This is a genomic window from Paraburkholderia bryophila (assembly GCF_013409255.1).
In the GTDB taxonomy this organism is placed as follows: domain Bacteria; phylum Pseudomonadota; class Gammaproteobacteria; order Burkholderiales; family Burkholderiaceae; genus Paraburkholderia.
The window spans coordinates 2754118-2779690 of record NZ_JACCAS010000001.1 but is presented as its reverse complement, the minus strand read 5'-3'; the positions used below and the strand labels follow the sequence as shown (position 1 = coordinate 2779690).

The window sequence follows — 25573 nt, the reverse complement described above, 5'->3', positions numbered from 1 at the left end:
ACGATGCCGATGCCAAAAAAATGAAATGGGCGAGTTCAATGCGAACGAAAGTACCACGAGCCCATTTACCAAATCCTGCGGACTTCGCCGTTAGCCCGCGAAAAGCGTCAGGCGCCCGTTGCCACGACCACCCCGAACTTTGCCGAATTTCGATAACACCTCGATTAATGGCTCACTACCATCGGTTGAACGCTGTCCGCCCCTGCACCGCAAAGCCTTGCGGCGTCGAGCAAGCGGCCATATCAGGGAGCTCCGATGAAATCAGAAGCCAAAAGTCAGCACGTCGGTAAAGTCACCCATCACGAGTTGAAGCAGACGCTCGGCACGTGGCAACTGTGGGGCATTGCGGTGGGGCTCGTGATTTCCGGCGAATACTTCGGCTGGAGTTACGGCTGGGCAAGCGCCGGTACGCTCGGTTTCGTCATCACGGCGGTTTTCATTGCCGCGATGTATACGACCTTCATTTTCAGTTTCACCGAACTCACCACGTCGATTCCGCACGCCGGCGGCCCGTTCGCCTACGCGCGTCACGCGTTCGGCCCGACCGGCGGTTATCTGGCGGGCGCTGCCACGCTGGTGGAATTCGTGTTTGCGCCGCCGGCGATTGCGCTGGCGATCGGCGCTTATCTGCACGTGCAGTTTCCCGGACTCGAGCCGAAACATGCGGCAATGGGCGCATACCTCGTCTTCATGGCGTTGAATATCGTCGGCGTGCAGATCGCTGCGGCGTTCGAGTTGTGCGTGACGGTACTCGCAATCTTCGAACTGCTGGTTTTCATGGGCGTGGTGTCGCCCGGGTTTGAATGGTCCAACTTCACGAAGGGCGGCTGGTCCGGCGCGGATACCTTCAGCATGGGTTCGTTCCACGGCATGTTCGCGGCGATTCCGTTCGCGATCTGGTTTTTCCTCGCGATCGAAGGCGTCGCGATGGCCGCCGAAGAAGCCAAAAACCCGAAGCGCTCCATTCCGATCGCCTATGTGGCCGGCATTCTGACGCTGGTCGTGCTCGCCATCGGCGTGATGGTGTTTGCCGGCGCGGCCGGTGACTGGACCAAGCTGTCGAATATCAACGACCCGCTGCCGCAGGCGATGAAGTTCATCGTCGGCGAACACAGCGGCTGGATGCATATGCTCGTATGGCTCGGGCTGTTTGGACTGGTCGCGTCGTTTCACGGCATCATCCTCGGTTATTCGCGGCAAATTTTCGCGCTGGCTCGCGCCGGCTATCTGCCGGAATGGCTTTCCAAGGTGCATCCGCGGTTCAAGACGCCGCATCGCGCGATTCTTGCGGGCGGCGTGGTCGGCATCGCGGCGATCTACAGCGACGAGCTGATCCAGTTCGGCGGCCAGACGCTGACCGCGAACATCGTGACGATGTCGGTATTTGGCGCTATCGTGATGTATATCATCAGCATGCTGTCGCTGTTCAAGCTGCGCCGCAGCGATCCGGACATGGAGCGCCCGTTCCGCGCGCCGCTGTTTCCGTTCTTTCCGGCGTTTGCACTGGTCGCCGCGGTCATCTGTCTGGCCACGATGGTTTACTTCAATTTTCTGGTGGCGATTGTGTTCGCCATTTTCCTCGCGCTGGGCTACGTCTACTTTTTGCTGACGCGCCATCAACGCGAAGCGGCGCCGTCAGACGCCCTGCTCGAAGAATGACGGATCGGGCCGCTGCGCAAGCAGCGGCGATGGAGTCGTAAGGATGAGCTACACCGAAACGATCGGCAGTCGCACCTATCGCTTTGCCGACCTGAAGACCTTGATGGCGAAGGCCAGTCCGCAACGCTCCGGCGACCAGCTCGCGGGCGTCGCGGCAGCGAGCGAGGAAGAGCGCGTTGCGGCCAAGATGGCGCTCGCGCAGGTGCCGTTGCGCACGTTTCTCAACGAAGCGCTCATTCCTTACGAGAGCGACGAGGTCACGCGTCTCGTGATCGACGATCACTCGCCGCAAGCCTTCTCCGAGATCTCGCATCTGACGGTGGGCGATTTTCGCAACTGGCTGCTGAGCAGCACGACGGACGCCGACGCGCTCACGCGTATCACGGCGGGCCTCACGCCGGAGATGGTCGCGGCGGTCTCGAAGCTGATGCGCAATCAGGATCTGATCGCGGCGGCGCGTAAACGTCCGGTGATTACGCGCTTTCGCAATACGGTGGGTTTACCGGGCCGCATGTCGGTGCGTCTGCAACCGAATCATCCGACCGACGACGTCAAAGGCATCGCCGCCTCGATGCTCGACGGTCTGATGTACGGTTGCGGCGACGCGATGATCGGCATCAATCCGGCCAGCGACAATCTCGCCGCGATCACCAAGCTGCTGCTGATGATCGACGACTTCCGCCTGCGCTACCAGGTGCCGACGCAATCGTGTGTGCTGACGCACGTCACCAACACGATTGCCGCAATCGAAAAAGGCGCGCCGGTCGATCTGGTGTTTCAGTCGATTGCGGGCACGGAGAAAGCGAACGCGGGTTTCGGCATTTCGCTCGCGTTGCTGCAGGAGGCGTATGAAGCGGGGTTGTCGCTGAAGCGCGGCACCGTCGGCAATAACCTGATGTATTTCGAAACGGGGCAAGGCAGCGCATTGTCGGCGGACGCGCATTTCGGCGTCGATCAACAGACTTGCGAAGTGCGCGCCTATGCGGTGGCGCGCAAATTCAATCCATTCCTGGTCAACACGGTGGTGGGTTTCATCGGCCCGGAGTACCTGTACGACGGTAAACAGATCACGCGCGCCGGACTGGAAGATCACTTCTGCGGCAAGCTGCTCGGCGTGCCGATGGGTTGCGACATCTGCTACACGAACCATGCCGAAGCGGATCAGGACGACATGGACAATCTGCTCACGCTGCTCGGCGTGGCGGGCATCAATTTCATCATGGGCATTCCGGGCGCGGACGACGTGATGCTCAACTATCAAAGCACCTCGTTCCACGACGCGCTGTACGTCCGCGACGTGCTCGGCCTGCGTCGTGCGCCGGAATTCGAGGAATGGCTGGAGTCGATGCAGATCACCGACGCGCGCGGCGCGTTGCTGAGCGCATCGCCGCAACAACCGCTGCTGGAAGGGGCGAACGACTGGATGGGAATCGCATGAGCGAGTTCCTCGAAAAGAATCCGTGGAACGCGTTGCGCCAGTTCACCAACGCGCGCATTGCGCTGGGCCGTGCGGGCAATAGTTTGCCGACGGCGCCGCTGCTGGCGTTCAACCTGTCGCATGCGCAAGCGCGCGATGCCGTGCATCATCCGCTCGACGCCGAGGCGCTGCACGAACAGTTGCGCGCGCTGAATTTCTCGACGCTGGATGCGCACAGCGCCGCGCCGGATCGTGAGCATTATTTGCGGCGTCCCGATCTCGGTCGGCGCTTATCGGATGAGAGTCGTGCAGCGCTCGGGCAAGTTCAGAACGATTCACCGGAAGTGGTTTTTGTCATTGCCGATGGCCTATCCGCATTCGCCGCAGCGAAGCAATCCATTCCGCTGCTGCAGGCGGTGTGCGCGAAACTTGTCGACTGGAAAATCGGGCCGGTCGTGATTGCGCGTCAGGCGCGCGTCGCGCTCGGCGACGAGATCGGCGAGTTGCTCAATAGCAAGCTGGTGGTGATGTTGATCGGCGAACGGCCCGGGCTGAGTTCACCGGACAGTCTCGGCATCTATCTGACCTACGCGCCGAAAGTCGGCTGCAGCGACGCGCAGCGCAACTGCATTTCCAACGTGCGTCCCGAAGGACTCGACTATCCGCATGCCGCGCACAAGTTGCACTACCTGCTGACGCACGCAAGACGTTTGGGTCTCACGGGCGTGGGCCTTAAAGACGACAGCGATGCGCTGCTGGAAAGTGCTCCTGCAACGCCCGCTGTTAGCGACAACTCGAATCCGTAGGGCACGACGGCGTAAACCCGTCACGCAACGACCCGTTCCACCGGATGCGTTTCCAGCCACGCGTTCTCGGTGTCTTCAAAGAGCCGCGAACGCGTTAAAAATCGCAAGCCGCTGGGGCGCTCCAAAGAAAACATCCCGCCATTGCCCGGCACCGCGTCGATGATCAACTGCGTGTGCTGCCAGTATTCGAATTGCGATTCGCTCATGTAGAACGGCACGCCGGCAATCGTGCCGAGTTTCACGTCGGACGAGCCGACCATGAATTCGCCTTGCGGAAACATCATCGGCGCACTGCCGTCGCAGCAGCCCCCCGATTGATGGAACAACACGTCGCCATGTTCGGCGCGCAGCTTGTCGATCAACTCGACGGCGGCCGGTGTCGCGACCACGCGGGCCACTTCTTTCTCGTCAACCATCCCATGCCTCGCTGAAAAAAGCGCGAGCCGCGCAAGGCGGCTCGTGCGAACAGGATCGTGATGCTTAGAAGAAGCCGAGCGGCTTGTCGCTATAGCTGACCAGCAGGTTCTTGGTCTGCTGATAGTGGTCGAGCATCATCTTGTGATTCTCACGGCCGATGCCCGATTGCTTGTAACCGCCAAATGCCGCATGCGCCGGATACGCGTGATAGCAGTTGGTCCACACGCGGCCCGCCTGGATCTGCCGGCCGAAGCGATAGGCACGCGTGCCGTCGCGTGTCCACACGCCGGCGCCGAGACCGTACAGCGTGTCGTTGGCGATCTCGAGCGCTTCTTCTTCGGTCTTGAATGTCGTGACCGACACCACCGGCCCGAAGATTTCTTCCTGGAAGATGCGCATCTTGTTGTGGCCGCGGAACACGGTCGGCTTCACGTAATAGCCCTTGCTCAATTCACCGTCGAGCTGATTGCGTTCGCCGCCGATCAAACATTCGGCGCCTTCCTGCTTGCCGAGGTCCACGTACGACAGGATCTTCTCCAGTTGCTCCTGCGAAGCCTGCGCGCCGATCATCGTCTTGCTGTCGAGCGGATGCCCTTGCGTGATTGCCGCGACGCGCTTCAACGCACGTTCCATGAAACGATCGTAGATCTTCTCGTCGATCAGCACGCGCGACGGGCATGTGCACACTTCGCCCTGATTCAGCGCGAACATCGTGAAGCCTTCGAGCGCCTTGTCGAAATAGCTGTCGTCGGCGCTCATCACGTCGGCGAAGAAAATGTTCGGGCTCTTGCCGCCCAGTTCGAGCGTGACCGGAATGATGTTCTGGCTCGCGTACTGCATGATCAGGCGGCCGGTGGTGGTCTCGCCGGTAAACGCGATCTTGGCGATCCGCTTGCTCGACGCGAGCGGCTTGCCGGCTTCGAGGCCGAAGCCGTTGACTATGTTCAGCACGCCTGCGGGCAGCAGGTCCTGAATCAGTTCGGCCAGTACGAGAATCGATGCGGGCGTTTGCTCGGCAGGCTTGAGCACCACGCAATTACCGGCGGCGAGTGCGGGGGCGAGCTTCCACACGGCCATCAGAATCGGGAAGTTCCACGGAATGATCTGGCCGACCACGCCGAGCGGTTCATGAAAGTGATAGGCGACCGTGTCGTCGTCGATCTGGGAGAGCGAGCCTTCCTGAGCGCGCACAGCGCCGGCGAAATAGCGGAAGTGGTCGATGGCGAGCGGAATGTCGGCCGCCATGGTTTCGCGTAGCGGCTTGCCGTTGTCGATCGTTTCGGCGATCGCGAGACGCTGCAGGTTCGCTTCCATCCGGTCGGCAATGCGGTTCAGGATGTTCGCGCGTTCGGTGGTCGAGGTTTTGCCCCATGCCGTTTTCGCACGATGCGCAGCGTCGAGCGCGAGTTCGATATCGGCTTCGCGCGAACGCGGGATGGATGTGAACGGCTCGCCGGTGATCGGCGACACGTTGTCGAAGTACTCACCGCCCGCAGGCTTGACCCATTCGCCGCCGATAAAATTCGCATACTGCTTTTTGTACGGGAATTCGGTGGTCAGAAATTGCATCTCTGCGTGATTCATCTGTGTGCTCCTCACATGGTGAATGTTTGAATGGGCTATATTCGGCGCGATATTCCGCTTGGCCGCGAGAGGCTAGAGCCAGAAGTGTGCCAATGCACCGCGCTGGGGATCCGTGCACGCGCAGCAAGCACTCGCGCACGGCATGCGACGCGTCGCTGTTCAGGCGGCAATGCGGCAACGTGCCGTTCCTGATCAGCCTGTGCGGAGCTGTTCAGGAATTGAACAGGGGTGCGGCGCATGCCACGCCGCTCAGGCAGAGTGGGGCGGGCCGCGAAACCATTCGGCATGGGAATTGCCTTCCTGTCCCGCTTCGATATCCGTTTGCGCAGATCCGGTATGACGATCGACACCCCACCCGACGGCCAGTCCAGTGCCATGCTCACGTCGCAGCCGAGCTTCCGCGTGCAGACCTGCGTCGCGCATGACGCCGATGAACAGGCGCGCAATCTGCACGGCTGGAACCAGACCTACGACCAGTTGACTGCCGGCAGTTTTGTCGGCGGCCTGACCGAGTTGTGCCTCGATCACATGCAGGTGTTCGTCGAAACGACCAGCCACACGTTGCGGCAAACCTGCGAGGTACAGAAGGACGCGTACTGGTTCGGCATTCCGACCTGCCCGGCGGGGTCGGGCCGTATCGACGCGCAAGTGATCGCGGGCGATGCGCTGGCGTTCCGTCCGGGCGGCGTCGAATTCGAACTGCTGACGTCGGCCGGTTACGAGATTTTTGGCGTGGTGGTCAAAGGCGAAGTGCTGCGCCGTTACGCGGCGGATGTCGAGCGCGTCGGCCTGGCCGATCATGTGCCGCACACGGAAGTGGTGCCGATCGACCGGGCGCGCAAGGAGCATTTGTGCGCGTCGCTGCGGCAACTGCTCGACGACGGCGCGGCGCGCGGCACGCCGCTGTCGCCGTTCGCGCGAAACAATCTGCAGGCGTCGGTGCTGGCTTCGCTGTTCGATGTCGGCGCGTTGTCGGCGTCGGCGTCGGAGCCGGTGGCGATGCCGGCGCGGCCACGTCGTCAGTCGATCGTGTCGGAAGCGCGCGAGTATGTGCTGGTCAATCGCGACCGGGCGATCAGCGTGCCGGAGTTGTGCGAGCGGTTGCATGTGAGCCGGCGCACGCTGCAGTACTGCTTTCAGGATGTGCTGGGGATGGCGCCCGCCACGTATCTGCGCGCGATACGCCTGAACGGCGCGCGTCGCGATCTTTCCAATGCCGCGCGTGAATCACGTTCGGTGCAGGATGTTGCGGCGGCGTGGGGGTTCTGGCATCTGAGCCAGTTCGCGACGGACTATCGCAAGCTGTTCGGTATGCGGCCTTCGGAGACGTTGAAGGCCGCGGTGGGGGCGCAGGCGGTAACGGGGCAGCGCTCGTTCGCGCATTGACAGCGGTTGAGGGTGACTGGTGGCGGTTTTTACTTCCGCAACAACCGCAACCCGTTCGCCACCACCAGCAGGCTCGCGCCCACATCGGCGAACACGGCCATCCACATCGTGCCGAGACCCATCACCGTCAGCACGAGAAACACGCTCTTGATGCCGAGCGCCAGCGCGATGTTCTGCACCAGCACCGCATGCGTCGCCTTCGAGAGCCGGATGAACGACGGGATCTTGCGCAGATCGTCGTCCATCAGCGCGACGTCGGCCGTTTCGATCGCGGTGTCGGTGCCCATCGCGCCCATCGCGAAGCCGATGTCGGCGCGCGCCAGCGCCGGTGCGTCGTTGATGCCGTCGCCGACCATGCCGACCGTCGCGCCTTCCGTCGACCACTGCGCGACCGCGTTGAGCTTGTCTTCCGGCAACTGATCGCCGCGCGCTTCGTCGATCCCGACCTGCTGCGCGATCGCGGCGGCGGTGTGCGGGTTGTCGCCGGTGAGCATGGTCGTGGCGACGCCGAGGCGCTGCAATTCGGCGATGGCGGCGCGGCTCGTCTCCTTCACCGTATCGGCGACCGCGAACAGTGCGAGCACGCGCTCCGCGTCGACCAGCATCACGACGGTTTTGCCTTGCCGCTCCAGCGCGTCGAGCCGCGCTTCAAGCGACGCCGAGCAACGCCCGAGTTCCTCGACCAGCCGATGATTGCCGAGCCAGTACGACAAGCCGTCGATCTTGCCGCGCACGCCGCGTCCGGCGAGGGCTTCGAACGCGTCGACCGTGACGTTGGCGACGCCGTCGGTCTTCGCCGCCGCCGCAATCGCCATCGACACCGGATGATCCGAGCGTCCCGCGAGACTCGCCGCGAGCGAGCGGCAACGGGTGCCGTCGACATCGGCGAGGATCGCCAGCTCGGTTTGCACCGGCTTGCCGTGCGTCAGCGTGCCGGTTTTGTCGAGCGCGAGGCGGCGCAGTTTGCGGCCTTGCTCCAGGTAAGCGCCGCCTTTGATCAGAATGCCTTTGCGGGCGGCCGCAGCAAGTCCGCTGACGATCGTCACCGGCGTCGAGATCACGAGCGCGCACGGGCAGGCGATCACCAGCATGACCAGCGCCTTGTAGACCCACTCGTGCCATGCGCCGCTGAACAGCAGCGGCGGCACGATCGCCACCGCCAGCGCGACGGCGAACACGATCGGCGTATACACGCGAGCGAACTGATCGACGAAACGTTGCGTCGGCGCCTTGGTGCCTTGCGCTTCCTCGACCGCGTGGATGATGCGCGCGAGCGTCGTGTTGCTGGCCGCGGCCGTGACCCGATAGTCGAACGAACCGGCCAGGTTGATCGTGCCGGCGAACACGGCGTTGCCGACGGTCTTGTCGACCGGCAGGCTTTCACCGGTGATCGGCGCCTGATCCACGCTCGAACGGCCCGCGACGATCTCGCCGTCGAGCGCGATCCGCTCGCCCGGTTTCACGCGAACCACCGCGCCGAGCGCAATCGCTTTCAGATCCGTGGCTTGCCAGCTACCGTCGGGCTGCTGGACGCTCGCCTGTTCGGGCGTGAGTTGCATCAAGCCCTGGATCGCGTTGCGGGCGCGGTCGAGCGACTTCGCCTCGATCAGTTCGGCGATCGTGAAGAGGACCATCACCATCGCCGCTTCCGGCCACTGGCGCAGGACCAGCGCGCCGGTGACGGCAATGCTCATCAACGCGTTGATGTTCAGGTTGCCGTTGCGGATCGCGAGCCAGCCCTTCTTGTAGGTTGTAAGGCCGCAGGAGAGGATCGCGACGACCGCCAGACCCGCTGCCATCCAGGCCGGCGCGCCGAGCCAGCCAGCGGCCTCTGAGCCCACTGCGGCGACGCCGGCGAGGGCGAGCGGCCACCACGGCTTGGCCGGCGCCGCTGCGGCGGTCGCCGGCGAGCCGTTCGGGCCGGCGTCCGCCATTTCGGGCGTGAAGTCGAGCGAACGCAGCGCGGCGAGGATCGATTCGAGCGCGTCCGGTGCGTGCACGACGGTCAGCACGCGCTGCATCAGGTTGAAGTCCATGCTGCGCACGTACGGCATGCGGCTGAATTTCTTGCGGATCAGCGCTTCTTCCGTCGGGCAGTCCATCTGCATGATGCGGATGGCGGTACGCACGTCGCTGCCGACGGCTTCGGATTGCGGCAAGCGGATCGGCGCGGCGAGGGTGGTGACGGTCGAGCCGCAGCAGCCTGCGTCGGCGTGGTGGTGCGCGTGACCTGCGTGGTCATGGCCTTTGTGATCGTGGCCGTGCGCGGCGTGATCGTGTTTTGCGGTCTTTCCGTGAGCGTGTTCATGCCCGGCGTGCCCGTGGGCACAGGCTTTGGCCTGGTCGGGACGGCCTGCTTCGGCGTGGTCGGCGTGAGACATGGTGGCTTCCTGGTTCGATTTGTGGTCTAGTAAACACCTTGAAGCCACTACAAGGTCAAGGCCGCTATCCGGAGGGTCCATGAAAATCGGCGAACTGGCGAAAATCGCCCATTGCACGACCGAAACGATCCGTTTCTACGAAAAAGAGGGCCTGTTGCCCGAAGCGGACCGCACCGAAGCCAATTACCGTAGCTATACCGGCAAGCACGTCGAACGGCTGCGCTTCATCCGCAACTGCCGCGCGCTCGATATGACTCACGACGAGATCCGCGCGTTGCTGCGCCTCACCGACGCACCCGCCGACGGCTGCGGCGGCATCAATGCCCTGATCGACGAGCACATCGCGCATGTCGATACGCGCATCGAGGAGCTGAAGCAGTTGAAAGTGCAACTCACCACGTTGCGCGAGCAATGCCACGGCGAACAGGCCGTCGAAGACTGCGGCATCGTGCAAGGTCTGACCGATATGGATGTGAGCGCGCCGCGAGCGCGGCATACGCATCTGGGTTAAGGCGCGCCATTAACGCGAATGCCGCGCGACGGCGGCGCGTAGCTTGACGGCCCCGGCCTCGCCCTATTTGTGGCCGATCCAAACAATCATCGAATCCAGTTGGAGAATCAACGTGTTTACTTGTAGAAACCAGCCCTGCAACGCGCGGTGGGAGCAATCGGACGTCGTCATCAAGAACGAAGGGCAAGGGCTGCTGTTCCGCTGCCCGATGTGCGGCGCGCGCAATTACGTCGAGCGCTTCGACGGCGAAGACGGTTCGGTGCTGTACGAGCAGATCGAAGGTCGTCCGGCCACCGGCCCGATGGCCGACTAAGTCCTTTTTGTTTCCAGCCGACAGCGAGCTCACCCTATGAACAGTCCCACTCCCGCCGGCGCGCCGTTTAGCCAGTTGCCGCTCCCGCCCGCCGCGCTCGCGAATCTGACGCAGCTCGGCTACGTCGAGATGACGCCGATTCAGGCCGCGAGCCTGCCGATCGCGCTCGCCGGTCACGATCTGATCGCCCAGGCGAAAACCGGCAGCGGCAAGACCGCCGCGTTTTCGCTGGCGCTGCTGGCCCGCCTCGACGTCCGCAACTTCGCCGTGCAGGCCATGGTGCTGTGCCCCACGCGCGAACTCGCCGACCAGGTCACGCAGGAAATCCGCCGCCTCGCGCGCGCCGAAGAAAACATCAAGGTGCTGACGCTGTGCGGCGGTACGCCGATGCGTCCGCAAACGGCCAGTCTCGAACACGGTGCGCACATCGTGGTCGGCACGCCGGGCCGCATCATGGATCACCTGGAGCGCGGCAGCCTGCCGTTGCAGTCGCTCAACACGCTGGTGCTCGACGAAGCCGACCGCATGCTCGACATGGGTTTCTTCGACGACATCGCCACCGTCGTCAAGCAATGTCCGAAAGAGCGGCAAACGCTGCTGTTTTCGGCGACGTACCCCGAAGGCATCGTCAAGCTGAGCCAGCAATTCCTGCGCAACCCGAAGGAAGTGAAGCTGGCCGAGCGGCACGACAACAGCAAGATCCGTCAGCGGTTCTATGAAGTCGCCGAAGACGCGCGTCTGCATGCCGTGGGTCTGCTGTTGAACCACTATCGCCCGGTCAGCACGCTCGCGTTCTGCAATACCAAGCAGCAATGCCGCGATCTGCTCGACGTGTTGCGCGCGCAAGGGTTTCATGCGCTCGCGCTGCATGGCGAGCTCGATCAGCGGGAACGCGATCAGGTGCTGATCCAGTTCGCCAACCGTAGCTGCTCCGTGCTGGTCGCGACCGACGTCGCCGCGCGCGGCCTCGACATTGCGCAACTGGAAGCCGTGATCAACGTCGACGTGACGCCGGATCCGGAAGTCCACGTGCACCGTATCGGCCGCACGGGCCGGGCCGATCAGGAAGGCTGGGCGCTCAGCCTCGCGAGCATGAACGAGATGGGCCGCGTCGCCGGTCTCGAACAGGCGCAAAAGCGCGAGGTGGAATGGCACAAGCTGTCCGAACTCACGGCGGCAAGCAATGAGCGGCTGTTGCCGCCCATGGAGACGCTGCAGATTCTCGGCGGCCGCAAGGAAAAGATCCGTCCCGGTGACGTGCTCGGCGCGCTGACCGGCGAGGCGGGATTCGACGGCTCGCAGATCGGCAAGATCAACGTGACCGAAATGTCGACCTACGTGGCCGTGGAGCGCAGCATTGCGCGTGACGCGCTGCGCAAGCTCAGCGCCGGCAAGGTGAAGGGCAAGAAGGTCAGAGTCCGGATGATGGACGACGCCTGATCGGCGTTGGCTGGCGGGGCGAGCGGTCATGCTTGCCTCGCTGGCCGTCCTGCGCTTTTCCGGGCCATGTCAAGCCGCGATCGCCCTGATCGTAGCGGCCCCTGCCTCATCACATTCCTTCATACCCTTGGCGCTTCCCGCCGTCTTCGCGTTCTTCGCGCGGTGCCGCCTTTTCCCTGTCAATCCCGATCTCACAGGCTTCGCCGGTGGTGGCGCGTGCTCGTCCAAGCCATGACGTAAACGCATGCAGCGCATGACAAAGTTTCGATTGTGACGCTTCTTTGGCTGATGCCTAATCACCGAACCGGATGGGACCGCCACGCCGTTGGCCGTCCGCGAATCCATTGCCGGATGAAGAAAGGGAGAAGTCTTATGCAGAGCGCCATGCAAGCCCGCTCGAAATTGCCTGACGTGGGCACGACGATTTTTACCGTGATCGGTCAGTTGGCCGCGCAACACGATGCGCTGAACCTGTCGCAAGGCGCGCCGAATTTTGCGCCGGACGCGAAGCTGATCGACGGTGTCGCGCAAGCCATGCGCGCCGGCCACAACCAGTACGCACCGATGGCCGGCATCGCGACGCTGCGCGAAGCGCTCGCCGACAAAGTCGAAACGTTGTATGGCGTGCGCTACGACCCGGCGAGCGAAGTGACCGTGATCGCCAGTGCCAGCGAAGGCCTGTATTCGACGATCAGCGCACTCGTGCATCCGGGCGATGAAGTGATCTACTTCGAGCCTTCGTTCGACAGCTACGGTCCGATCGTCCGGCTGCAAGGCGCCACGCCGGTAGCGATCAAGCTCTCGTTAGACGGTTTCCGTGTGGATTGGGACGAGGTCGCCGCCGCGATCACGCCGAAGACCCGCATGATCATCATCAACACGCCGCACAATCCGACCGCGACCGTGTTCAGCGAGGAAGACATCGCGCGCCTGAAAGCCGTCACACGCAATACCGATATCGTGATTCTCGCCGACGAAGTCTACGAGCACGTGGTGTTCGACGGCGCTCAACATCAGAGCATGGCGTGCGATACCGAACTCGCGGAACGCAGCGTGATCGTCTCGTCGTTCGGCAAGTCGTATCACGTGACCGGCTGGCGTGTCGGCTATTGCCTCGCGCCCGCCGCGCTGATGGACGAGATTCGCAAAGTCCATCAGTTCATGGTGTTTTCCGCCGATACGCCGATGCAGTACGCGTTCGTCGATGCGTTGGCGAATCGCGACAGCTACCTCGGCCTGTCCGCGTTCTATCAGGAGAAGCGCGATCTGCTCGCGCATGCATTGCGCGATTCGCGCTTCGAATTGCTGCCGAGCGAAGGCAGCTTTTTCATGCTCGCGCGGTTTCGCGGTTTCTCCGACGAAAGCGATAGCGACTTCGTGCTGCGCCTGATTCGCGATGCGCGGGTCGCGACGATTCCGCTGTCGGCGTTCTACACCGACGGCACGGATTCGGGCTTGATTCGCCTGAGCTTCTCGAAGGACGACGCGACGTTGATCGAAGGCGCGCGGCGTCTGTGCGAAATCTGATTGTTTGATTGCGCGCGCAACGGTCGGGTTTTTGACCGCAGTATGATCGTGGCGCCTTCCTGCAGCAGCGGGTTGCAGGAAGGCGTTGACACCGAATCGAAGGGAAGGGACCTGTTATGACATTGCTCAAGCCATTATTGGCGTTGGCCTGCGCATTCACATCGATCGCGGCTTTTTCAACGGCTAGTGCGGCTGAAACGACACTGCGATTCGGACTCGAAGCGCAGTATCCGCCGTTCGAGTCGAAGGGTCCGAATGGTGAGTTGCAAGGACTCGACGTCGATGTCGGCAATGCAGTTTGCGTCGCCGCACATATGACGTGCAAGTGGGTAGAGACGTCGTTCGACGGCCTGATTCCCGCGCTGCAGGGCCGCAAATTCGACGCGATCAACTCGGCGATGAACGCCACCGAACAACGCCGCCAGGCGATCGATTTCACCACCGTGGTGTATCGCGTGCCGACGCAGTTGATCGCGAAGCGCGACAGCGGTTTGCTGCCGACGCCCGCGTCGTTGAAGGGCAAACGCGTCGGCGTATTGCAGGCGTCGATTCAGGAAACCTTCGCGAAGACGCACTGGGAAACGGCCGGTGTGACGGTGGTGCCGTATCAGGACCAGAACCAGGTTTATACCGATCTCGTCGCGGGTCGCCTCGACGCGACGCTCGTGCTGGCACCTGCGGGTCAGACGGGGTTTCTGTCGAAGCCGAATGGCAAGGACTATGCGTTCGTTGGGCAACCGGTGCGTGACGACAAGATTCTCGGCAGCGGTATCGCGTACGGGATTCGCAAAGGCGATACGGCGCTGCGCGAGCAGTTGAACGCGGCGATCGCCAAGGTGCAGGCGGACGGCACGGTGAAGACGCTGGCGGCCAAATATCTCGGCAATATCGACATCTCGGCGAAGTAACGCTGTTGTGTGCCGGGCACGCTAAAACGCCCCCACGTCTTCGTTCTGTGAGTTGTCTTGTTGGCGATCCGTTTGGCGGCTACGATACGTAGGCCTTGCAGGTGAGCGAGGTCTGCGTACACATCGGAGAGCCGGCAAATGAGCGAGACGACGGAAGCGGCTATTCACGCGAAACACGCTTCTTCGCCGAAGTTCTGGCGCAGCGACGCGTTGCCGTTCATCGAGGCGCGTTCCATCGACGATGGTCGCGAGGTCTGCTACGCCAAACATTCGCATGAGACGTTTTCTATCGGCGCCGTGACCGGCGGGCGCAGCGTCTACGTGAATCGCCACGCGAGCGAATGGATCGGCGCGGGCGCGGTCGTCATGATGAATCCGGACGACGTGCATGCCTGCAATCCCGTCGCCGATGAACGCTGGTCGTACTGCATGCTGCATGTGGACGTGACGTGGTTCACGAGTTTGCAACACGAACTGGGTTTCAGCGAGAACCACGCGTTTCGCGCGTTCTCGCAGACCATGACGACGGACCCGAAACTGTTCAATGATTTGAACCACCTGCATGCGATTCTCGTGGACAGTGAGGCCGAGATTCTTCACAAAGAAAGCGCGGCCGTCGGCTTCTTCTCCGAAGTACAACAAAAGCTGAACCCGGCATCTTTGCCGGATCATGACGCCAGCCGGCAACTCTCGCGCGCGGCGGAATTCATCGCGGAAAACTGCACCCACGCATTGACACTCGATGACGTGTGCAAAGCGGCCGAACTGTCGCCGTCGCATCTGATTCGCGCATTCAAACAGCGCTATGGCATGACGCCTCACGCGTATCTGATCAATCGACGCATTCAGTACAGCCGCGCGCAATTGCGACGCGGTCGCTTGATCGCAGACGTCGCGCTCGACGCCGGCTTCGCCGATCAGGCGCATTTGCAACGTACGTTCAAGCGACTGGTTGCGGCGACGCCGGGTCAGTATCGCAGTTGAACCGCCGCGTCACTCGACCAGCAGATACAGCGCACTCGTCGCGAGCAACGCGGCCATCACGCGATTGAATACCTTGACACGCTGCGGTTCCTGCAAGTACTTGCGCAGGAACGTGCCGGCGTACGCCCAACTCGCAATCGACCCATAGCAGATCACGAAATAGACCACGGCGAATTGCCAGACGAGCTGGCCGTCGCCATCGGCTGCATAGGCGCCCATGCCGGCCAACGACGCGAGCCACGCTTTCGGGTTGAGCCATTGCATCGCCGCGCCATTGGCGTACGAGGGACCGCGGGCGGATTGATCCGCGCCGAGGCGGCCGTCGTCGATGGCGAGCTTGTAGGCCATGTAGAGCAGAAAGCCGACGCCCGCCCATTTGACTACCGCGATCAGATTCGGGAAATGAGCGAGCAACTCGTGCAGTCCGAGACCCATGAGCAGAAGCAGCGCGGTGAAGCCGACGGTTGCGCCGGTGACATGCCGCATGCTCGCGGCGAGTCCGTGCTGCGCGCCGGCGCTGAGCGCCACGACATTCACCGGACCGGGAGAAATGGAACTGGCCAGCGCGAATGCGGCCATGGAGAGTAATGCGGTCATCTGATGCCCCGAAACAGGAGTGCGCCGGATTGGCGACGCTGAACGGTAGCGGGCGGTGGGGTGGGGTGTATTGAAGGAAATTGCTGTGCGGGAATGCGTGGGATTTCGTCGGACTCCGGCTTGAGGCGATTGCTTGCTGAAACCGCGCGCCGCAAAGCAAAAAGCCCGGTCACGAGGACCGGGCTTTTTGCTTTGAATCTTTGGTGGGGCGTGACAGATTCGAACTGTCGACCTACGGATTAAGAGTCCGCTGCTCTACCAGCTGAGCTAACGCCCCCAACAGAAGCGAAATTATGCAGTAATTTCGCGAAGTTGCCAAGCCTCTTTAGCAGATTTCTTAAAAATAGCGGCTTCAGCGGGCCTGAAGCATTCTTCGCTCGCCATGCGGCCGTCAACAACACGCGGCCTTTCCCGTCCCGGTATTATGTCGCGAAACCTTGCCGCACGAAGCGTCGCGCGGCTCTCCACCGAGGATTGCCATGGATGAGAAAGAGATTATCGCGCTGCTCGACCGCATCCTCGCTCCTTGGGTCCGAGCGCTGACGCTGACGCCCGTCAAAGTCGACGACGAAAGCGCAACGCTGCGCCTGCCGTTTTCCGGCGGCCTGCGTCATTCGGGCGGCGTGATCTGCGGCCAGGTGTTCATGGCCGCGGCCGACACGGCCATGATCGTCGCCATTTCGGCTGCACTCGGCGGCTTCAAGCCGATGAGCACCGTCTCGCTCAACATCAATTTCATGCGCGCGGTCCGCAAGGGCGACGTGCTGATCACCGCGCGCGTGCTGCGCATGGGTCGCAATCTGGTGTTCGGCGAAGTCGAATTGTTCGACGAGGCCGGCAACATGGCTGTCCACGCCACCACCACCTACGCGCTGCTCGACTAGCACGGCGACGTGAGCCGCATCGAAGTCAAAAAGAAAAGGAAAACGCAGGATGTTCGATCAGGTCGTATTCGCGGGCGGCGGCAACCGCTGCTGGTGGCAGGCGGGTTTCTGGGACGTGGTGCAGCCGGAATTGCAGATCCGGCCGCGCGTCATCACCGGCATTTCGGCCGGCGCCGCCACCGCGTGCATGCTCTACACGCGCGATTCCGACTGGGTGATGCGCTACTACGAAGACGCGCTTCGCCACAACACCCGCAACGCCTACTGGGGCAACCTGCTGCGCGGCGAGTCGGTGTTTCCGCACTACCGCATTTACCGGCAGGCGCTGCTCGACATCTACGGCGAGAAATTTTCGACGCTCGCCGGGGCGCCGGAAATCCGCATCGGCGTGTCGCATCTGCCGCGCTGGCTCGGCGCGCGCAGCGCGGTCGCCGCGGGGCTGATCGCGTACAACATCGAGAAATACGTCCGCAAAACGCTGCATCCGACGCTCGGTCAGACGCTCGGCTTTCATCCGGAATTCGTGCGCGCGCAGGACTGCGCGAGCGTCGAGGATCTGGCGGATCTGATCCTGCAATCGTCGAGTACGCCGCCGTTCACGCCGGTTTTGCGGCGCAACGGGCGGCCTGTGCTGGATGGCGGCATGGTCGACAACGTGCCGGTCGGCGCGCTCGACGCCGATGCGCCCGGCAACGTGCTGGTGATGGTCACACGTCTCTATCCGCGTCCGCAGATGTTCGTGGTGCCGCATGGCGTGCAGCAACGGCTGTATGTACAGCCGTCGCGCAAGGTGCCGATTTCGAGCTGGGATTACACGAGCCCTTCGCAGATGGTGCACGCGTACAACCTCGGCCGCGGCGACGGCGAGACTTTCCTCGAGCGCATGCCCGCATTGCTGGAGGCCGGCGCGCACGCAGCGCGCTGACACCGAAACGAGGGGGGCCGACCCAACGCCCCTCTCGCCCCGAATTACCGCCGCCGACCGCCCTGCAACGCTTCCGGATTCGCCACGCTGGCCGTATCGCCGGCGTCGAACGCGAGAATGTTCTGGAACGCCGCGGTGAAGTAAAGCTCGTAGCTCTCGCGCTCCACATAGCCAATGTGCGGCGTGCAGATCACGTTCTCCATGCGCAGCAGGCTGTAGCCTTGCAGAATCGGTTCGCTTTCATACACATCGATCGCGACCATCCCCGGACGGTTGTGCGACAGCGCGTTCACCAGCGCGTTTTCATCGAGCAACTCGGCGCGGCTCGTATTCACGAGCAAGGCGGTCGGCTTCATCCGCATCAGGTCTTCCTGCTTGACGATGCCGCGCGTGTCGTCATGCAGACGCAGGTGTAAGGACAGCACATCGCTTTGTTCGAACAACGCTTCGCGACTTTCGGCGACGCCGTAGCCGTCGGCGCGCGCAGCTTCGCGCGAATGCTCGCGGCCCCAGATCAGCACGTTCATGCCGAACGCCTTGCCATACCCGGCGAGCAGGCGACCAATCTTGCCGTAGCCCCAAATCCCTAACGTCTGGCCACGCAACACCTGACCCAAACCGAAGTTCGGCGGCAGCGCGGACGTCTTCAAACCCGACTGCTGCCAGGCCCCTTGCTTAAGGTTTGCCACGTATTGCGGAATGCGCCGCTGGGCCGCCATGATGAGAGCCCACGTCAGCTCGGCCGGCGCGATCGGCGAACCGCTGCCTTCAAGCACGGCGATGCCGCGCTCGGTACAGGCCGCCAGATCGATATGGCTGGAGACCTTGCCGGTTTGGCTGATCATGCGCAAACGCGGCAGTTTATCGAGGAGTTGCGAGTTGATGCGGGTACGTTCGCGAATCAGCACCAGTGCGTCGACTTCGGAAAGACGACTCGCCAGTTGGCCGAGACCGCGGACGGTGTTGTTAAAAACTTTGACCTCATGGTCGGCCAGCAATTGAAAGCAGTCGAGCTTACGAACGGCGTCCTGGTAATCGTCGAGGATGGCAATCTTCATGGTATGTGTCTTGCGGCGCACCATGACGGTGCGGAACGGAGTGTTATGCTGACTGTCCCACCATGTGACCTAGGTCACATGCCGGACTGGCTGGATGCCTTACCGTAGAAGCTGCCGCGTAGAACGGCTGCGCCACGGAAAGGCCGATTGACATCGTTTTTAACAGTTTGTTGCGTGTTGAGGCAAGCCGCTTTACAGACGGTTGCAGACAACCGTCGGTGGATGCCTCCGCGCAGCAGGCTGTGTGGCCCATGATGACCTGCACAATTATTTGCGCGCCGGTTCAGGCAGTCTCCCGGCGCGAAGAATTGAACGCCTCTCGCATGCAGCGTCCCCTTGGGCTTGTACCGTTTTTCTATTCGCTTTCAAAACGGAGACAAGTCGATGAACCATCCCTCATTCGAAGGACAGCCCGTAATCGAGGCGCCTGCGTGGGTCAAACACCGAAAGCTGCTCGACTGGGTCCAGCGCGTCGCCGCGCTGACCAAGCCCGACCAGATCGTCTGGTGTGACGGCTCGCAGGAGGAATACGACCGCTTGTGTGCGCAAATGGTCGAAGCGGGCACCCTCAGAAAGCTCAATCCCGCGAAACGTCCCAACTCTTACCTTGCCTGGTCCGATCCGTCCGACGTGGCGCGCGTCGAAGACCGCACGTTCATCTGCTCGCCACGCCGCGAAGACGCCGGCCCCACCAATAACTGGATCGCCCCGGCGGAAATGCGCTCCACGCTCGACGGTCTGTTCGACGGCGCGATGCGCGGCCGCACGATGTACGTGGTGCCGTTCTCGATGGGCCCGCTGGGTTCGCCGATTGCGCACATCGGCGTTGAATTGAGCGACAGCCCGTACGTGGTGACGAACATGCGCATCATGACGCGCATGGGCCGCCAGGTGTACGACGTGCTCGGCGAAGACGGCGAGTTCGTGCCCTGCGTGCATTCGGTCGGCGCGCCGTTGGCGGCCGGCGCGAAAGACGTGCCGTGGCCGTGCAACGACACCAAATACATCGTCCATTTTCCCGAGTCGCGCGAAATCTGGAGCTATGGCTCGGGCTACGGCGGCAACGCGCTGCTCGGCAAGAAGTGCTTCGCGCTGCGCATTGCGTCGACCATGGGCCGCGCCGAAGGCTGGCTCGCCGAACACATGCTGATTCTCGGCGTCACGTCGCCGCAAGGGCGCAAGCATCACGTGGCGGCGGCGTTTCCGTCGGCGTGCGGCAAGACCAACTTCGCGATGCTGATCCCGCCGGAAGGCTTGAACGGCTGGAAAATTTCCACGATTGGCGACGATATCGCGTGGATCAAGCCGGGCAAGGACGGCCGCCTTTACGCGATCAATCCGGAAGCCGGCTACTTCGGCGTCGCGCCGGGCACCAGCGAAAAGACCAACTTCAACGCCATGGCCACGTTGAAAGAGAACGTGATCTTCACGAACGTGGCGCTGACCGACGACGGCGACGTCTGGTGGGAAGGCATGACCGACGAAGCGCCCGCGCACCTGATCGACTGGCAGGGCAAGGACTGGACGCCGGCCGCCGCGAAGGAGAGCGGCCGCAAGGCGGCGCATCCGAATGCGCGCTTCACGGCGCCGGCCGCGCAATGTCCGTCGATCGACGCCGACTGGGAAAACCCGGCGGGCGTCGCGCTCGACGCGTTTATCTTCGGCGGCCGCCGTTCCACGACCGTGCCGCTCGTCACCGAAGCGCGCAACTGGGTCGAAGGCGTCTACATGGCCGCGACCATGGGCTCCGAGACCACCGCTGCCGCGGCCGGTCAGCAGGGCGTGGTGCGCCGCGACCCGTTCGCGATGCTGCCGTTCTGCGGCTACAACATGAGCGACTACTTCAGCCACTGGCTGAAAACCGGCGAGCGTCTGGCGCAATTGAACGCGAAGCTGCCGAAAATCTTCTGCGTCAACTGGTTCCGCAAGGGCGCGGACGGCAAGTTCGTCTGGCCGGGCTTCGGCGAGAATATGCGCGTGTTGGGCTGGATGGTTGGCCGTATCGAGGGCACGGTTGCTGAAGGTGAGGAGCACGCGTTTGGCGTGTCGCCGCGCTATGACGACATCGACTGGAGCGGGCTGAACTTCAGCCGCGAGCAATTCGAGCAGGTGATTTCCGTCGACGACGCAGCATGGCGCGACGAACTCGCGCTGCATGCCGAGCTTTTTGACACACTGCAGCAAGGCTTGCCGACCGCCCTGACGGAAGCTAAACGCTCGCTGGAACAGAAACTCTCTGCCTGATCACGTGAGTATTCACTTCGCAAGAAAAGCCGCCCTCGGGCGGTTTTTCTTTGTCTCACGCCTCCCGCATCGCGATTTTTTCCGATTCCGCAACGCCCGGACAATCATTACGTCTGTTCGAACAAAAAAGACAGTGCAAGCTGCAGCGCAGCAGATTGTTTCTTTTTTCGGAATAATGGGTGGTCGCGCCCCACATTGGTGAGTACAGTCGCACAGAAATCGACAATATTTCCGCTTTTGCGGGCAACTTCTGCACGATTTCGCGAGTCGTAGGAGAATTCCAAGTTCGCTTCACTGGTTTTCACTAATTGTCAGGAAGCTGTAACACGGCAGGAGTTGTCTTATGGATCATTTGCAGTCGATGCGAGTTTTCGTCAGAGTGGCGGATCTCGGCAGTTTTGCCCGCGCTGCGAGCGCGATGGATATTTCCAACGCAGTTGCCACCCGTCACGTTGCCGACCTCGAAGGGCGTCTTGGTACGCGGCTGCTCAATCGCACAACCCGCAGCTTGTCTCTGACCGAATCGGGTCAGGTTTATCTCGAGCGCGCGCGCCAGATTCTCGACGAACTGGAAGACGTCGAGCAGATGGTGGTGGCGCGCAATCACGAACCCGTCGGTACGCTGAGAATCGTCGCGCCGGTGGTGTTCGGGCTACACAACCTCGCGCCCGTGCTTCAGACGTACGCGGAGCGTTACCCGAAAGTCATTCCCGATGTCACGCTGGTCGATCGTCAGGTCGACCTGGTCGAAGAAGGCTTCGACGTGGGCGTCGTGATCGCGCGGCAGATGCGCAGCGCGAGCATCGTCACGCGGCGTCTCACCACGGGTTGCATGACGGTGTGCGCCACGCCGGCGTATCTCGAGAAGCACGGCATGCCGACGCGTCCCGAGCACCTGCTGGAGCATCCGTGCCTGAGCTTGCCGTCCGAATATTGGGGCGACGAGCGTGTGTTCACGGGCCCGGAAGGCGAGGTGCGTGTGCGACCGTCGAACGTAATCGTGGCGAACAATACGGAAATGCTCCGGCAGTTCGCGTTGCTCGGCATGGGCATCGCGATTCTGCCCAGCTATCTGATCGGCCGTGACATGACGCGTGGCCGGCTGGTACGTTTGCTCGGCGATTACCGTTTGCCGCAGGTTGAGATCAACATTGCGTACCCGAGCCGCCGTCACTTGCCGGCGAAGGTCCGCACGTTCATCGATCATCTGGTCGAGCATTTCAGCCAGACGCCGAACAGCCTGCTCGGCGAACAGTGGATCAAGGACGGCCTTGGACGGCCCGACACGTCGTCGGCGTTCGAATCGTCGGATCACATGCCGCCGGAAGCGTTCGACGGCGCTGAGCCGCTGTCTCGCCTGCTGGACAGCGAGTTATCGCCGATGCCGACCACGACGTTGGCCACGACGACCGCTCGCGCGCGACCGACGGTTTTGTCGCCGCTGTAAGTGCGGGTGGATCGATCAGGCTCGGAAGCCGGGCGCGGCGCGCAATAGCCGCGCTCCGGCGGACAAAGAAAAAGGCGCAGTCACGGAAGTGACTGCGCCTTTTTTCGTGGCGCGGCGGAGACTGCGCGACTCCAAATCTATGAAGCTGGCTGGAAGCAAACGCTGCCTCCAGCCTTGGTGGCCTGGATCAGGAGCCGGTTTTACGCGCCACGGTTTTCTTCGCCGGTGCTTTCTTGGCTGCCGCTGCAGTTTTAGTGGCCGCCTTCTTGGCCGCAGGCGCTTTCTTCGCTGCGATCTTCTTGGCAGCCGGCACGGCCTTCACCGCGACAGACCCTTCGTCGTCGTCCGATTCCGAATCCGGCGCCGCCTTGGCAGCCGACTTCGCCGCCGCGTTTTTCGCCACTGTCTTGGCGGACGGTTCCTTCTTCTCGAACTCGAAGCCGATCTTGCCGTCGTTCTGCTTGACGAGGAACGCCTTGAAGTTGCGACCGGTGCGCGACGACTTGAAGTTCGTCAGCAGGTCCGTACGGCCTTCTTCGAGCAGCTTCGCCATCTGTTCGCGGGACATTTCCTGCTGCAGGATCACCTTGCCCGAACGGAAGTCGCAGGTCTTCGGATTCGCAACCGAGTTCTCGCAGACATAGCTCATGCCGTGTTCGAACACGCGGCCCTTGCACTTCGGACACGCGCCCACCGACTGCTGGTCGGAGAAATCAGGCGGTTCGCCATCTTCGCCGCCCGAATCCTGGCCGAAGTCGAACTCGAGCTTGTAGTTCTTGATCTCGTCGTCGAGCGACAGCTTCAGAATCGCCGAGAACGGACGGCCCATCTTGCTGCGGAAACCCGACAGCGGCCCGATCGTCTTGTTCTGCAGCAGCTCTTCGACTTCCGGAATTTCGAACTGGCGTCCACCCGGAATCTTCGAAATCGAAAACTCGCATTTCGAGCAGGCGAAGCGCCGGTAGTTTTCCTTCACCTGACCGCCGCAGTTCGGACACGGCGTCTCTAACGTCGCGTAATCACCCGGGATCGTGTCGGAATCGTATTCTTTCGCGCGCTTGACGATGGTCTGCGTCATGCGGGCGATTTCCTGCATGAACGCGTCGCGCGGCAGGTTGCCGCGTTCCATTTGCGAGAGCTTGTATTCCCACTCGCCGGTCAATTCCGGTGCGGTCAGTTCTTTCACGCCGAGGCCGCGCAATAGCGTCATCAACTGGAATGCCTTGGCGGTCGGAATCAGATCGCGGCCTTCGCGGATCAGATACTTTTCGCCGAGCAGACCTTCGATAATCGCGGCGCGCGTGGCCGGCGTGCCGAGCCCCTTGGCCGCCATCGCTTCGCGCAGTTCGTCGTCTTCGACGAGCTTGCCTGCGCCTTCCATGGCCGACAGCAAGGTCGCTTCGTTGTAGCGTGCGGGCGGCTTCGTCACCAGTTGCTGGGCGGCGATCTTGTCGGTCTTGACCTTCTCGTCCTTCTGCACCGGCACGAGGTTCGCGTCTTCACCGCTGATTTCGCGGCCGTAGACCTGCAGCCAGCCCGGCTCGACCAGTACCTTGCCTTCCGTCTTGAAGTGATGGCCGACCACTTCCGTGATCCGCGTCGTCACGCGATATTCGGCGGCCGGGAAGAACACCGACAGGAACCGCTTCACGACCAGGTCGTAGAGCTTCTGTTCCGGCTCGGAGAGGTTCTTCGGCGCTTGCGCCGTCGGGATGATTGCGAAGTGATCGCTGATCTTCGAGTTGTCGAAGATGCGCTTGTTCGGCTTCACCCAGCCCTTGTCCAACACCTGCTTGGCAAACGGCAGATAGTTGTTGCTCTCCTTGAGCATGCCGAGCGTGTCTTTGACCGTATCCAGATAGTCTTCCGGCAGCGCGCGCGCGTCGGTACGGGGATAGGTCAGGACCTTGTGCTTTTCGTACAGCGCCTGGGCGAGGCCCAGCGTGTTTTTCGCGGAGAAGCCGAAGCGGCCATTGGCCTCGCGTTGCAGGCTGGTCAGGTCGAACAGCGCCGGCGAGAGTTGCGTGGACGGCTTCGATTCTTCGCTGACCTTGCCGATCTGGCCGCGGCAGGCGGCAACGATCGTTTCGGCCGCGGGCAGCGCCCACAGACGCGAATCGCGCTTTTCCGGATCGAACTCGTCGCGCTTGAATTTCGGATCGTACCAACGGCCTTCGTAGAAACCGCCGGCGCAGACGAACTCCGCCTTCACTTCCCAATAGTCGCGCGCCACGAAGCGGCGAATTTTTTCTTCGCGCTCGACCACGATCGACAGCGTCGGCGTCTGCACCCGCCCGACCGTGGTCAGGAAGAAGCCGCCGCCCTTGCTATTGAAAGCGGTCATGGCCCGCGTGCCGTTGATGCCGACCAGCCAGTCGGCTTCCGAGCGGCAACGCGCGGCATCGGCCAGCGGCTGCATCTCTTCGTCGCTACGCAGACGGGCGAAGCCGTCGCGGATCGAGCCGGCCGTCATGGATTGCAGCCACAGGCGCTGCACCGGCTGTTTGGCCTTCGCGTGTTGCGCGATCAGGCGGAAAATCAGCTCGCCCTCGCGCCCCGCGTCACATGCGTTGATCAGGCGGTCGACGTCTTTACGCTTGAGCAGCTTGGTCAGCACCTTCAGGCGCGACTCGCTCTTGGCGATCGGATTGAGGTCGAAATGCGGCGGAATGACAGGCAGATTGGCGAAACTCCACTTGCCGCGTTTGACTTCATAGTCTTCGGGCGCGGCGATTTCCAGCAGGTGGCCGACTGCCGAGGAAAGGACGTAGTCGTCGCTTTCGTAGTATTCGTCATGCTTGGTAAAGCCGCCCAAAGCCTTCGCGATGTCGTTCGCGACGGAAGGCTTTTCGGCGATGATCAGTGCTTTGGACATGACTCGATGTGAGGTTGGTAGATCCGGGTTGATGGCCTTGAGTGCGCGGTTATTCGCGCGACCCTCGTTTGCGACCTTTGCGACCCATTAACGACCGCTTTATAGCACACGCCGCGAAGGCGACGTGTCAAGTGCCATAAAAGCGCGCCATCTTAATTGCGGGCTCCGCGCTCGGGCAAGTTATGGAAAACACGCCGTGACCTGCTCGCA

General features: G+C 62.3%; 20 protein-coding genes and 1 tRNA gene. 14 read left to right on the top strand and 7 right to left on the bottom strand.

The window, feature by feature from the left end; translation table 11 throughout:
* Window positions 1-255 precede the first annotated feature (255 nt).
* From eat to eutC, 3 genes are read left to right on the top strand one after another with little or no spacing between them, the layout of a single operon-like run.
* Window positions 256-1659, top strand: a complete 1404-nt coding sequence (eat, locus tag GGD40_RS12350; protein WP_179707434.1) for an ethanolamine permease — start codon at window positions 256-258, stop codon at window positions 1657-1659.
* Between the two features lie 43 nt (window positions 1660-1702).
* Window positions 1703-3097 (top strand): ethanolamine ammonia-lyase subunit EutB, encoded by a 1395-nt coding sequence (locus GGD40_RS12345; protein ID WP_035554171.1) that lies wholly within the window; start codon window positions 1703-1705, stop codon window positions 3095-3097.
* Window positions 3094-3882: an ethanolamine ammonia-lyase subunit EutC gene (gene eutC / locus GGD40_RS12340; protein WP_179743858.1), complete on the top strand. Its 789-nt coding sequence runs from the start codon at window positions 3094-3096 to the stop codon at window positions 3880-3882. Before GGD40_RS12345 ends, eutC begins: the two co-directional genes overlap by 4 nt.
* A 20-nt stretch (window positions 3883-3902) precedes the next feature.
* Here the strand turns inward: eutC and GGD40_RS12335 are convergent, their stop codons facing one another.
* The gene (locus GGD40_RS12335) at window positions 3903-4298 is read right to left on the bottom strand and encodes a DUF779 domain-containing protein (protein ID WP_179707428.1); all 396 of its coding nucleotides are present in this window, start codon (window positions 4296-4298) and stop codon (window positions 3903-3905) included.
* Window positions 4299-4362: 64 nt separating this feature from the next.
* Window positions 4363-5883 carry an aldehyde dehydrogenase gene (gene adh / locus GGD40_RS12330; protein WP_179743857.1) on the bottom strand — a complete coding sequence of 507 codons (1521 nt, stop codon included), beginning with the start codon at window positions 5881-5883 and terminating at the stop codon, window positions 4363-4365.
* 336 nt (window positions 5884-6219) lie between these two features.
* On the opposite strand from adh, the gene GGD40_RS12325 reads away from it, so the two are divergent.
* The gene (locus tag GGD40_RS12325) at window positions 6220-7269 is read left to right on the top strand and encodes a helix-turn-helix domain-containing protein (protein ID WP_179744938.1); all 1050 of its coding nucleotides are present in this window, start codon (window positions 6220-6222) and stop codon (window positions 7267-7269) included.
* A 29-nt stretch (window positions 7270-7298) separates the two neighbouring features.
* On the opposite strand, the gene GGD40_RS12320 is transcribed toward GGD40_RS12325, so the two are convergent.
* Window positions 7299-9650, bottom strand: coding sequence for a heavy metal translocating P-type ATPase (locus GGD40_RS12320; protein ID WP_257030402.1), 2352 nt, complete (start codon window positions 9648-9650; stop codon window positions 7299-7301).
* Window positions 9651-9729: 79 nt separating this feature from the next.
* Here GGD40_RS12320 and cadR point away from each other — a divergent pair, with 79 nt between their 5' ends.
* The 6 genes from cadR to GGD40_RS12290 all read left to right on the top strand — a co-directional run bounded on the left by cadR (window position 9730) and on the right by GGD40_RS12290 (window position 15333).
* The gene (cadR, locus tag GGD40_RS12315) at window positions 9730-10161 is read left to right on the top strand and encodes a Cd(II)/Pb(II)-responsive transcriptional regulator (RefSeq protein WP_179707424.1); all 432 of its coding nucleotides are present in this window, start codon (window positions 9730-9732) and stop codon (window positions 10159-10161) included.
* A gap of 112 nt (window positions 10162-10273) precedes the next feature.
* Window positions 10274-10474, top strand: coding sequence for a hypothetical protein (locus GGD40_RS12310; protein ID WP_179707422.1), 201 nt, complete (start codon window positions 10274-10276; stop codon window positions 10472-10474).
* Between the two features lie 36 nt (window positions 10475-10510).
* Window positions 10511-11914, top strand: coding sequence for an ATP-dependent RNA helicase DbpA (gene dbpA, locus GGD40_RS12305; RefSeq protein ID WP_179743856.1), 1404 nt, complete (start codon window positions 10511-10513; stop codon window positions 11912-11914).
* Between the two features lie 372 nt (window positions 11915-12286).
* Entirely contained in the window at window positions 12287-13441 is a 1155-nt protein-coding gene (locus tag GGD40_RS12300) for a pyridoxal phosphate-dependent aminotransferase (RefSeq protein WP_179707417.1), read from the top strand.
* Between the two features lie 116 nt (window positions 13442-13557).
* A complete protein-coding gene (locus GGD40_RS12295) occupies window positions 13558-14349 on the top strand; it encodes an ABC transporter substrate-binding protein (RefSeq protein WP_179743855.1) in 792 nt (263 codons plus the stop codon).
* A gap of 138 nt (window positions 14350-14487) precedes the next feature.
* The gene (locus GGD40_RS12290) at window positions 14488-15333 is read left to right on the top strand and encodes an AraC family transcriptional regulator (protein WP_179743854.1); all 846 of its coding nucleotides are present in this window, start codon (window positions 14488-14490) and stop codon (window positions 15331-15333) included.
* A gap of 9 nt (window positions 15334-15342) precedes the next feature.
* On the opposite strand, the gene GGD40_RS12285 is transcribed toward GGD40_RS12290, so the two are convergent.
* Window positions 15343-15930, bottom strand: coding sequence for a LysE family translocator (locus tag GGD40_RS12285; RefSeq protein WP_179743853.1), 588 nt, complete (start codon window positions 15928-15930; stop codon window positions 15343-15345).
* 201 nt (window positions 15931-16131) lie between these two features.
* Window positions 16132-16207 (bottom strand) — tRNA-Lys (locus tag GGD40_RS12280).
* Window positions 16208-16409: 202 nt separating this feature from the next.
* On the opposite strand from GGD40_RS12280, the gene GGD40_RS12275 reads away from it, so the two are divergent.
* The gene (locus GGD40_RS12275; RefSeq protein WP_179743852.1) at window positions 16410-16814 is read left to right on the top strand and encodes a PaaI family thioesterase; all 405 of its coding nucleotides are present in this window, start codon (window positions 16410-16412) and stop codon (window positions 16812-16814) included.
* Between the two features lie 49 nt (window positions 16815-16863).
* Complete coding sequence (locus tag GGD40_RS12270) at window positions 16864-17739, top strand: patatin-like phospholipase family protein (protein ID WP_179707407.1); 876 nt, start codon at window positions 16864-16866, stop codon at window positions 17737-17739.
* A gap of 44 nt (window positions 17740-17783) precedes the next feature.
* Here the strand turns inward: GGD40_RS12270 and GGD40_RS12265 are convergent, their stop codons facing one another.
* The gene (locus GGD40_RS12265) at window positions 17784-18797 is read right to left on the bottom strand and encodes a D-2-hydroxyacid dehydrogenase family protein (protein ID WP_105511733.1); all 1014 of its coding nucleotides are present in this window, start codon (window positions 18795-18797) and stop codon (window positions 17784-17786) included.
* A gap of 384 nt (window positions 18798-19181) precedes the next feature.
* Here GGD40_RS12265 and GGD40_RS12260 point away from each other — a divergent pair, with 384 nt between their 5' ends.
* Both GGD40_RS12260 and GGD40_RS12255 read left to right on the top strand, forming a co-directional pair.
* The gene (locus GGD40_RS12260) at window positions 19182-21041 is read left to right on the top strand and encodes a phosphoenolpyruvate carboxykinase (GTP) (RefSeq protein WP_179743851.1); all 1860 of its coding nucleotides are present in this window, start codon (window positions 19182-19184) and stop codon (window positions 21039-21041) included.
* A 343-nt stretch (window positions 21042-21384) separates the two neighbouring features.
* Complete coding sequence (locus tag GGD40_RS12255; RefSeq protein ID WP_179707404.1) at window positions 21385-22488, top strand: LysR family transcriptional regulator; 1104 nt, start codon at window positions 21385-21387, stop codon at window positions 22486-22488.
* 187 nt (window positions 22489-22675) lie between these two features.
* Here GGD40_RS12255 and GGD40_RS12250 read toward each other — a convergent pair whose 3' ends face one another.
* Window positions 22676-25363: a DNA topoisomerase III gene (locus GGD40_RS12250; protein ID WP_179743850.1), complete on the bottom strand. Its 2688-nt coding sequence runs from the start codon at window positions 25361-25363 to the stop codon at window positions 22676-22678.
* Window positions 25364-25573 lie beyond the last annotated feature (210 nt).